The sequence below is a fragment of the Sphingorhabdus sp. EL138 genome, from assembly GCF_945862485.1.
GTDB lineage: Bacteria > Pseudomonadota > Alphaproteobacteria > Sphingomonadales > Sphingomonadaceae > Sphingorhabdus_B.
This window is the reverse complement of the sequence record NZ_CAMAYF010000036.1, coordinates 1-10,188: the sequence shown is the minus strand read 5'-3', so window position 1 is coordinate 10,188 and position 10,188 is coordinate 1. Positions and strand designations below refer to the sequence as shown.

Here is a 10,188-nt window from a genome sequence, read left to right as displayed (position 1 = left end):
AAGGTCACGGGTCTGGAACATTGCGACAAGGTGATCGACATCGACCAATCCCCCATTGGCCGCACCCCGCGTTCGAACCCCGCGACCTACACCGGCGCGTTCACCAACATCCGCGACTGGTTCGCGCAATTGCCCGAAAGCGCCGCGCGCGGGTACAAGCCGGGCCGTTTTTCGTTCAACGTCAAGGGCGGGCGCTGCGAAACATGCAGCGGCGATGGCCTGATCAAGATCGAGATGCACTTCCTGCCCGACGTCTATGTGACGTGCGAGGAATGCAACGGCAAACGCTACAACCGCGAAACGTTGGAGGTCAAATGGAAGGGCCTCTCTATAGCCGACGTGCTCGACATGACGGTGGAGGACGCGGTGGAGGTGTTCAAGGCCGTCCCCCCCATCCGCGACAAAATGGCGATGCTGGCGGAGGTTGGGCTTGGCTATGTCAAGGTCGGGCAACAGGCGACGACATTATCGGGCGGCGAAGCGCAACGCGTCAAACTCGCCAAGGAACTCAGCCGCCGTTCCACCGGCCAGACGCTGTATATCTTAGACGAGCCCACCACCGGCCTGCATTTCGAAGATGTCCGCAAACTCCTCGAAGTGCTGCACCGTCTGGTCGAACAGGGCAACAGCGTGGTGGTCATCGAACATAATCTCGACGTCATTAAAACGGCGGACTGGATCATCGACCTTGGCCCCGAAGGCGGCGTCAAGGGCGGCGAGATTGTTGCCGAAGGCACGCCGGAGGATGTAGCCAAAAACCCTCGGTCGTACACAGGTCACTACCTCAAGCCCATGCTCGAAAAAGGGAAGTGAGTCGGGAACGCGCCGGAGAATGTGGTAGGGCCGTTAGGCGACCGAAGGTCAACGTCGCGGCGAGCTATAACGGCCATTATTTGAAGCCGATGCTGGAAAAGGCGGGGTAAGAGATTCACACAGAGGCACAGAGAATTTCTAGCCCCCTCGTCCTAAATACACCCGACCCGTCATCCTGCCCCCCTCGTCATCCTGAACTTGTTTCAGGATCTTACTTCCAACCGCCCTCAATAAGTAAGATGCTGAACCAAGTTCAGCATGACGAAGAGAGAGATGCCGATGTGGGAATAGGCAAAGACTTTGCCGCGACGGTAAATACCCCCGTACTCCTCCCCTCACCAACCCAAAATCTCCCCTCTAAATCCCCACTGTCTTGCGCCAGTCATCTTCCTCTGCGATGAATGGACCAGAAACATTTTTGGAGAGTAAAATGCGCAAAGTATCGCCGTTTGTGTCCTCTGGCCTGCCTGTGTCTTTGGCGTTGGCATCCTGCCTGATCGCCGCGCCGTTATTGGCGCAAGGCGCGCCTGCCGCTGCCGCTGCTCCCACGCCTACTACCGCGCCCGCACCCGCCAAGCCGCCGATCAGCACCAGCGAAGGCTATCTCAAGGCTGGCCAAGCCGAGCTCGCACGGTTGGAGGCGGAGAAGCCCAACAATAATAAGGCGCGCAATGTCATCATCTTTATTGGCGACGGCATGGGCGTGAGCACATTGACCGCTGGCCGGATTTTTGAGGGGCAGCAGCTTGGCCTCGACGGCGAATCCTATGTCGCGCAAATGGACCTTTTGCCGCACACCGCCTTAGTCAAAACTTACTCCCACGATGCGCAAGTGCCCGACAGCGCGCCAACCGCGACCGCAATCGTCGCGGGCATCAAAACCAAAAATGGCGTGATTGGCGTTGGGCCCGAAGCAATCGAGAATGACTGCGCCGCGACCGCGCCGTTCAAGGTCCAATCCTTGTTCGGCATGGCGGAGGACCGGGGCCTTGCCACGGGCATCGTTTCCACCGCGACCATCACACACGCAACGCCAGCCTCGACCTACGCGCACACCGCGCAGCGCGATTGGGAAGTCGACGCCAATATGCCAGCCGCTGCCAAGGCCGCTGGCTGCACCGACATTGCCCGGCAGATGGTCGAATGGCCACATGGTGACGGGCTTGAGGTTATGCTGGGCGGCGGGCGTCAGCATTTCATTCCGGCGACAATGGCCGACCCCGAATATGCCGACAGGAAAGGCAAGCGCGCCGATGGCAAGGATTTGCCCGCAAGCTGGGTCGCCGCCAACCCCAAGGGCGCGTATGTCTGGAACCGCGACAGCTTCGCCGCCGTCGACGCCAAGAAAACGACCAAGCTGCTTGGCCTGTTTGAACCATCGCATATGCAGTTTGAGGCGGACCGGACAGCCGCAGGCAATAAAGAACCTTCGCTCGCCGAAATGACGACCAAGGCGATTGCGATGCTATCCAAGAACCAAAAGGGCTATGTCCTGATGGTGGAAGCGGGCCGGATTGACCATGCCCATCATGGCGGCAATGCCCGCCGCGCCTTGCAAGACACCGTCGCGCTTAACGCTGCGCTGAAGGCCGCGATGGAGAGTATCGATTTGCGCGAAACGTTGATTGTTGTCACATCGGACCATAGCCATGTGTTCACGATCGCGGGCTATCCCGAGCGCGGGAACCCGATCCTTGGCGTCGTGTCTGCGCCGATTGGCACGCCGACCTTGGCGATGGATGGAAAGGCCTATACCACCTTGGGCTATGCCAATGGCCCTGGCGCGGTGAATGCGGCCGAGCGCCCTGACCCGTCCAAACAGGACACCGAAGCGCTCAACTACCGTCAGCAATCGTTGATCAGCATGTTCGCCGAAACGCATGGCGGTGACGATGTCGTTGCCCGTGCAGCTGGCCCCAAGGCGCATCTGTTCAAGGGCACGATTGAGCAGAACACTATCTTCCACATCATGCGCGCGGCCCTCGGTTTTAAATAGGGGCGCGTTTCAAATAAGGCGGGGGCTTCAAATAAGGCCGCCTTGTAATCTTGGCAGTGCCGCCCACATCTTTGGGTGCGGGGGTACTGCACAAGAGGAAGCTTATGAAACGGATGATGACGATAGCCTTATTGTCGGTGGCGCTGGCAGGATGTGGTGAAGGCGGCGCGCTCAATGATACTGTGCAGATTAGCGTGCGTGAATCGCTAGTCGCGACGTGCACGACAGCGGCGGGTGAGCAGATTCCCGAAGGCATAAATGTGGATATCCGCGCCGTCTGCGGCTGCGCAGCGGACAAGGTCATGGATGGCCAAAGCGTGGCGGAACTCGTCTCTAACCCGCCCAGCCCCAGTGAAGCCATGTCGAAGGTGCAGGCTTGCTTGAAGGAACTTGGCCCTGTGAAGGTCGACGCCGCCGCCTAAATACAGTCCGAAGCGCCTGAACGGGCGCATGGCACGGAAAAATAATTGGGCTTTGCCTGCGGCGGGATATAGGGGCGGATGATGACTGGCCTTGCCCCTGTCCTGCGCGAAGCAACCGCTGCCCTAGAAGGCATCAGCCCGACACCGCGGTTAGACGCGGAGTTATTGCTGGCGCATGCGCTCGGCATGGATAGGTCCGCAATGCTGCTGCGGCAGCACGATATAAATGCGCCGGACAGCTATGCTGGCCTGCTCGCGCGCCGAATGGCTGATGAACCTGTCGCCTATATCACAGGGGTGCAGGCGTTTTGGGACCTTGAGCTGTGCGTCACGCCGGACGTGCTAATTCCGCGATCTGACAGCGAAACCCTGCTGGAGGCGGCGGTGGACTGGTTTGGCGAAGACAACGCGCCCATGCACATTGCAGACCTTGGCACTGGGTCAGGGGCGCTGTTGCTCGCGGCTTTGTCGATATTCCCGGATGCAGTGGGCATCGGCCTCGACGCCAGCGCAGGCGCCCTTGCGGTGGCCAGCGACAATGCCCAGCGTTTGCGCTTTACCGACCGCGCCCAATTTGAACGGCGCGATTGGACGAAGGCGGACTGGACCGAAGGGCTGGGACGATTTGACCTCATCTTATGCAACCCCCCGTATATTGAAGATGCCGCCGCGCTCGCGCCGATGGTATCGGACCATGAACCCCACAACGCCTTGTTTGCCGGAGCCGACGGCCTGAATGACTACCGAATCCTGATCCCGTCCTTGCCGCATTTGCTGCACGCGGGCGGAGTCGCGTTTTTTGAGATCGGTTACAATCAGGCCGATTCCGTGCGCGCGCTTGGTGCAGAGGCTGGGTATCTGACTGAATTGCGACATGATCTTGCCGGTAATCCACGCGTCATTCGCTTTTCGCTTGGAATCGAAGAATAGTAGGACTAGGACGAAAGGGCATCGCAGCAAAAAATCCTATTTGAAGGTCTTTTAGCGCGAAGCCGCCCCCCAGCGCAGATGGACAAAGTAGAAAGGTCAATGTTGACCTTCGCGCAACCTAAACCGGGTTCAGGGGTTCCATGCAATTGAAGTGCTAAAAAGAGGACGGGTCAGCCCTGATGAATACCAGCAACAGGCAGCAGCAGAACAACAATCGTCGGCGCGGCCGCAACAATAACAACAACCGGCAACAGAATAACAATCGTAGCGGTTTTGACTATCAAAACCAGATTGATAACCGTGCGCGCGGAAACGCGGCGCAGATGTTGGAAAAATACAAGAAGCTAGCACAAGATGCGCAGTTCAACGGTGACCGCGTGAATGCGGAATATCACCTGCAATTTGCCGACCATTATTTCCGCGTGCTCGCCGATTTCCGTGGTCGCCAAGATGCACGTCAGGAGCAGCAAGGTGAACGCCGCCCGCGCGACGATGCACGCGACGACAATCGCGATGATCGTGACGAATGGCAAAACGACAATCGCACGCCAAATTATGATCGCTCCCCCAATTACGATGACCAGCCTTCATCCGTGAACGATGGCGCGGAGGACGCGTCCGATGAGGAATCGAATGACAGAGAACCGCGCGGTCAGCAACGTGATATGCGCGCGCGCCGCTCGGAACGTAGTGAGCGCATTGACGGTATGGAGCGAACTGAGCGCAGCGAACGCTCGGCCAATAAAGGGCCACGCCGTCATCACAGTGAAGACATGGGCGATCCCCCTTCAGGTCTCGACCTTGCGGTCTTGCCGCCGTCAATTGCAATGTCTTCAAGCGAAGATGATGCCGCCGACAGGCCAGCGCGCAAGCCGCGCGCCCGCCGCCTAAAACCGTCCGGTGAAGATGAGGTTGCTACTGCGGCGGAATGATTTCGCCGGCACGGGCGTTACCCCGTTTCTGCGGAGACAGCAAAGCCAACCGCTGGACTAGCTTTCCGCGCTTTCAACCCGGCGGCAAGGGCCTTGGTTTGTGGTTTTCGTCTAACGCGACGAAGGTGAATAATCCTTCGGTGACCTTCACCTCTTGTTGGCCACGGGCGCGCGTGGCTATCACCTCAACCCGAACACCCATCGATGTCCGCCCGCGATGTTCAAGTGAGGCATAGACCGAGATAATGTCGCGCAACAAGATTGGCGCGATGAATTCCATTTTTTCGATAGCGACCGTGGCACAGGCACCCTGTGCAATCCGGCCCGCCAGTATGCCGCCCGCCTGATCCATCATGCCAAGCACCCAGCCCCCAAAGATGTGGCCATTGGCATTGATATCCGCAGGTCCCGGAATGACACGCAATACTGGGTCATTCCGCTGCGGAAGATTTTGAATATTTTCCGTCACCGGTCGACTTCATCTTCAAAGGGATCATCAATGGCCTCATCATGCCCCGACCCGCTGGATAAGAAAACAAGGCCCATCAACGCCGCCGTAAGCATGATTGCGCCAAAAATTGCGCCTGTGGTAGCGATAAAAAAATGGATGGAAACCATACCGTTCTGCCACCAGAATGCCCCCAAAGCGATGGCGGTCACAAGCAGTGTAACCGCAAACATCCATCGCATGAGACGCCAGTATCGCTGCCACGCGAAGTGAGCATAATCTGGATCATCGAGGCGGGAGGGGCGAGTCATGTCTTGATAAGGTCGCCTTATGCTATAAGTTCCATCAGGGGCAAGGACATAAGGGAGAGAGTCGATGACGATTTCTGCAATATTGGCCAATCACCATCGCAACGTGCTGACGGCATCGCCGCATGAAAGCGTTAGCGATGTCATATGCCGATTGTCCGAAAACCGGATCGGCGCGCTTCCCGTGGTCAATGACAAGGCTGTTATCGGTATCTTTTCCGAACGCGACATTGTGTATGGCATTGCCCAGCACGGCCCAGATTTTCTGACAAAGACGGTTGCCGATACCATGACCGCACCCGCCATTACCGTTGCGCCGGACACGGCTATATTGTCAGCTCTATCGCTGATGTCGAAACGGCGCATCCGGCATTTGCCTGTTATCAAGGATGATGCACTTGTGGGCTTCGTCTCCATCGGCGACCTAGTCAAACATCGGATCGAGAAAATCGAAACCGAAGCCGCCGCAATGCGCGATTATATCAGCATGGCATAAAAATCTCCGCCCTGTAACGTTATCGCGGTTGCGAAGGTGTCGTCACATTGCCGGGAGAGGCAGCTGCGGGCTGCGTCGTTACTGGCGGGACCATGATGTTATTGGCAGGGTTATAAGCAGGCTTTGGAGCATATCTCATATTCCAATCCGCCAAATCTCGTTCATATTTTGCATAGACATCGTAGAAATTGACAAACACATTGTCGATATCGACAAGGCTGCCCATGGCATATTCGGGCAAGGCCTCTTTGGGCACCTGATTGACCTCTTGCAGCTTGCGTAACGCCATATCGCAATATTGCGCGCGCACAGGCGGCAACGCGAAATAATTGTACAAATCCGTCATACGCGTATCGCGAAGGCGTAGACCATTCTGCTTTGGATAACGCTTAACATATTCGCGATCCACCGACCTGCTGGTTTTCGAGAGCAGCACCTTATGAATCACAATGAACTTATTATACTCGGTCGCGATTTGTCCCCATACGGGCCCCTGGCAGTTGAGCGCAGCTACGTTGAGCGCAGACCGGAAATGCCAAATCTGCTCGTCGCGACTTAGCCCGCGATTGGGGGTTGTGCGAATGCCATCAACACCGACGGGCGGTAGGACCATCGACAAGGCAGCGCCGCCCGGTGGTAACGGCATAGTAGGCGCAGCGAGCGACGGGGAAGAAAGCTGAACTGGAGCAGGCGCGACCTTTACGGGCGGTGGTGCACACGCGGCAACGGCAGTGACGAGGATGAGTGTTGCTAGATTTCTGACGCCCCGGTGCATTGTTTGATCTCCGATATTCCGAGATTAATTACAACAAGGTTTTCCTCGGAAAGAAAAGCCCAGTTCGACCAAATCCCCAATAAAAATGGCCCAGTGGTAAACCACTGGGCCATAATGATGCGTTCGATTTGAACCGCCAATGATTATTCGCGGTTGCCTAAGAAGCTGAGCAAAAATTGGAACATGTTGATGAAGTCGAGATAGAGGGTCAGTGCAGCCATGACTGCGGCCTTACCAATCATCTCGGGACCTTGCAGGTAAAAATACTCATTCTTGATACGCTGGGTATCATAAGCTGTAAGACCAGCGAAGATGAGCACACCTGCGCTGCTAATCACCCAACCCAATGTGTCAGATCCGACGAAGATGTTCACGATTGATGCCACGATCAAGCCGACCATACCCATCACGAGGAAGCTTCCCCAACCGCTCATGTCCTTCTTCGTGGTATATGCCCACAGGCTGAGGCCAGCAAATGCAGCCGATGTCGCAAAGAAAGTCTGCGCGATGGATTCACCGGTGAACATCATAAAGATGCGCGCCATTGAAAGGCCCATCAGGACCGCAAAGCCCCAGAACATGGCTTGAAGCGTTGCTGCCGAAAACTTGCCCTGCCCGAAGCTCATTACCATTACGACCGCCAAAGGCGACAGAATGATGACCCAGCTCATCAAGCTTGGGTTAAGCATAAGATTTTGCGCCAGTTCGGTTTGCGCAAACAACATCGCGACGATACCAGTCAGCAATACGCCCGACGCCATATAGTTATAAACCTTGAGCATGTGCGAACGCAGACCAGCGTCAAAAGCGGCGTCACCGGCGCGTGCGCCGACACCTGCAAGACTTGACTGGGTCCCGGTTACCCGTGGATCGGACCACTGTGCCATGACTTATTTCTCCTCAAACCACGGCAATATAGCCGCATATCGAGTATATTGGATGAATTTGCTCCAGATTCAAGTAAAACACGACACGCAAAGTAGCGTTTTTTTGCTGATGGTAATGGATAGGAATTCCGAAACGGGAATGATGTTTTACCCAAGGCTGTCATACCGCCTCTGGGTACATCATCGATCCTATCGTAAATCGGGTTGCACGGCTTGGCTGTTCTGCTAGCCATAAAGCTATAGGGCGCCAACAGCCTAATAGGGAGAGTGATGTGCGTGTGACGGCCGAAGGTGAAAACAACAACGTCGTTTTACAAAAATCCGAAGCGCCATTGCCCGAGGCAAGCAGCTACAGCTGGTATGTACTGTTGGTGCTGGTTGTCGTTTACATCCTCAACTTCATTGACCGACAAATCCTCAGTATCTTGGCGGTTGATATTAAGGCCGATCTTGGCCTGACCGATGCCGATATGGGCTTTTTGGGCGGGGCGGCTTTTGCAGTGTTTTACGCTTTGTTCGGCATTCCGCTCGGCCGCCTTGCTGACAATTGGAGCCGAGTGAAGCTCCTATCTATCGGCCTTGCCTTATGGTCTATCATGACTGCCGTATCAGGCTTTGCGCGCAATCAAGCCGAGTTGACCATCGCACGCATGGGCGTTGGCGTCGGCGAGGCGACCGCAAGCCCAACAGCTTATTCTCTAATTTCCGATTATTTCCCGAAACGCCAGCGCGCGACCGCGCTCGCAATTTATTCTTCCGGCCTGTATATTGGTGGCGGCGTGTCGTTATTCATTGGCGCGCTCATCGTTCAAGGCTGGAACGAAGCCTATCCGCAAGGTGGCCCACTTGGACTGGTGGGTTGGCAAGCGGCGTTTCTCGCCGTTGGTATTCCAGGTGTCTTGGCAGGATTATGGGTCGCAAGCCTTCGCGAACCAAAACGCGGGGCGATGGACGGCCTAAGTACACCTGCGCACCCTGCGCCTTTCCGCGCGTTTGTTGGCGACTTGTCGATGATCGTACCACCATTCACTTTGTTGGGCGCGTGGCAGCGCGGGCCTGCGGCACTGGCCATCAACGTGGCAACGGGCGCAGCAATAGCAGCCTTTGCTTATTGGATGATCCAACTCACTGGCAATTTCCCGCAATGGTCCGCCGTTGGCTTTGGCTATTACGCGGTCTTCTCATGGGCATCGACGCTCCGCGCCAAGGATACTGCGACTTTCCGCCTGATTTGGGGCACACCTGCATTTATCTACACAACAATTGGGTACGGCCTCGTAGCTTTGACATCCTACGCGCTTGCCTTCTGGTCCGCGCCTTATGCTGAAACTGTGCTGGGTTTGCCTAAGCAGCAGCTGGCCTTTATTCTTGGTGCCAGCGGCGCGCTAAGTGGCTTTTTGGGCGTCATTATCGGCGGAGCGATTGCAGATGGCTTGCGGAAGAAAAATCCCTCTGGGCGCATATTGGTCATCATTATGGGCGTTGTGGGACCAATCATTCCCATTGCAATCGGCTTCACCACAGATAACGCGGTCTTGTTCTACGTCATGAACTTCTTGGCCGGCATCCTCGGCGCGACGGCACTTGGTGCGGCCGCAGCCACGACGCAAGATCTTGTCCTGCCACGCATGCGTGGCACGGCAACGGCAGCGTTTTTCCTTGGCACAACGCTCGTTGGCCTATCGTTCGGTCCTTATATGGTCGGGCAGATTTCCGACCTGGCCGGAAATATGGTTGATGATAAGCTAGTCGGCAATTTGCGCGTTGGTATCTTGTCACTCATTGCCGTCGCACCTATTGCTTTAGCCTTATTGATTGCTGCCTATCGCACGGTGCCAAAGGCCGAGCAGACAATCGTCGAGCGTGCACGGGACGCAGGTGAACCCGTTTAATCGAACGATTAAATTCGTCTTGACGTCTGCGTCAACTTACTGCCATTGATGGGTATAAGCCACAGGACAATTTTGCAGGGGATTTTTCCATGTCACTCGATACCATTCCACGCAGTGCCTATAATGAAGATCATGAGGCGTTTCGCCAGTCAGTGCGTCAGTTCCTTTTGAAGGAAGTCGCGCCTTACGCGAAGCAGTGGCAGGAAAATGGTATCGTTCCCAAATCCATCTGGCCCAAAGCTGGCGAAATCGGGATGTTGTGCCCAACTGCGCCCGTCGAATATGGCGG

Annotated in this window: 12 protein-coding genes; 8 read left to right on the top strand and 4 right to left on the bottom strand. The window is 56.1% G+C overall.

Annotated features, from left to right (window positions below; translation table 11 throughout):
- The 5 genes from Q0O33_RS10090 to Q0O33_RS10070 form a co-directional block, all read left to right on the top strand.
- A partial coding sequence (locus tag Q0O33_RS10090) for an ATP-binding cassette domain-containing protein (protein ID WP_295499113.1) occupies nt 1–813 on the top strand: 813 nt, incomplete at its 5' end.
- 430 nt (nt 814–1,243) lie between these two features.
- Nucleotides 1,244–2,809 (top strand): alkaline phosphatase, encoded by a 1,566-nt coding sequence (locus tag Q0O33_RS10085; RefSeq protein WP_295499109.1) that lies wholly within the window; start codon nt 1,244–1,246, stop codon nt 2,807–2,809.
- Nucleotides 2,810–2,913: 104 nt separating this feature from the next.
- Nucleotides 2,914–3,231 (top strand): hypothetical protein, encoded by a 318-nt coding sequence (locus Q0O33_RS10080; RefSeq protein ID WP_295499106.1) that lies wholly within the window; start codon nt 2,914–2,916, stop codon nt 3,229–3,231.
- Between the two features lie 78 nt (nt 3,232–3,309).
- Entirely contained in the window at nt 3,310–4,161 is an 852-nt protein-coding gene (prmC, locus tag Q0O33_RS10075; RefSeq protein WP_295499103.1) for a peptide chain release factor N(5)-glutamine methyltransferase, read from the top strand.
- Nucleotides 4,162–4,340: 179 nt separating this feature from the next.
- Nucleotides 4,341–5,093: a DUF4167 domain-containing protein gene (locus tag Q0O33_RS10070; RefSeq protein WP_295499100.1), complete on the top strand. Its 753-nt coding sequence runs from the start codon at nt 4,341–4,343 to the stop codon at nt 5,091–5,093.
- Nucleotides 5,094–5,166: 73 nt separating this feature from the next.
- Here the strand turns inward: Q0O33_RS10070 and Q0O33_RS10065 are convergent, their stop codons facing one another.
- Nucleotides 5,167–5,562, bottom strand: a complete 396-nt coding sequence (locus Q0O33_RS10065) for an acyl-CoA thioesterase (protein ID WP_295499097.1) — start codon at nt 5,560–5,562, stop codon at nt 5,167–5,169.
- A complete protein-coding gene (locus Q0O33_RS10060; protein WP_295499095.1) occupies nt 5,559–5,852 on the bottom strand; it encodes a hypothetical protein in 294 nt (97 codons plus the stop codon). The genes Q0O33_RS10065 and Q0O33_RS10060 overlap by 4 nt, the downstream gene beginning before the upstream one ends.
- A 64-nt stretch (nt 5,853–5,916) precedes the next feature.
- On the opposite strand from Q0O33_RS10060, the gene Q0O33_RS10055 reads away from it, so the two are divergent.
- Nucleotides 5,917–6,345 (top strand): CBS domain-containing protein, encoded by a 429-nt coding sequence (locus Q0O33_RS10055; protein ID WP_295499093.1) that lies wholly within the window; start codon nt 5,917–5,919, stop codon nt 6,343–6,345.
- 19 nt (nt 6,346–6,364) lie between these two features.
- Here Q0O33_RS10055 and Q0O33_RS10050 read toward each other — a convergent pair whose 3' ends face one another.
- Nucleotides 6,365–7,120, bottom strand: a complete 756-nt coding sequence (locus tag Q0O33_RS10050) for a hypothetical protein (protein WP_295499090.1) — start codon at nt 7,118–7,120, stop codon at nt 6,365–6,367.
- A gap of 143 nt (nt 7,121–7,263) precedes the next feature.
- Nucleotides 7,264–8,007: a Bax inhibitor-1/YccA family protein gene (locus Q0O33_RS10045; RefSeq protein WP_295499087.1), complete on the bottom strand. Its 744-nt coding sequence runs from the start codon at nt 8,005–8,007 to the stop codon at nt 7,264–7,266.
- A 278-nt stretch (nt 8,008–8,285) separates the two neighbouring features.
- On the opposite strand from Q0O33_RS10045, the gene Q0O33_RS10040 reads away from it, so the two are divergent.
- Together Q0O33_RS10040 and Q0O33_RS10035 are read left to right on the top strand one after the other, a co-directional pair.
- Nucleotides 8,286–9,899, top strand: coding sequence for an MFS transporter (locus tag Q0O33_RS10040; protein WP_295499116.1), 1,614 nt, complete (start codon nt 8,286–8,288; stop codon nt 9,897–9,899).
- 89 nt (nt 9,900–9,988) lie between these two features.
- The coding region (locus tag Q0O33_RS10035; RefSeq protein ID WP_295499085.1) for an acyl-CoA dehydrogenase family protein at nt 9,989–10,188 on the top strand (200 nt) is incomplete at its 3' end.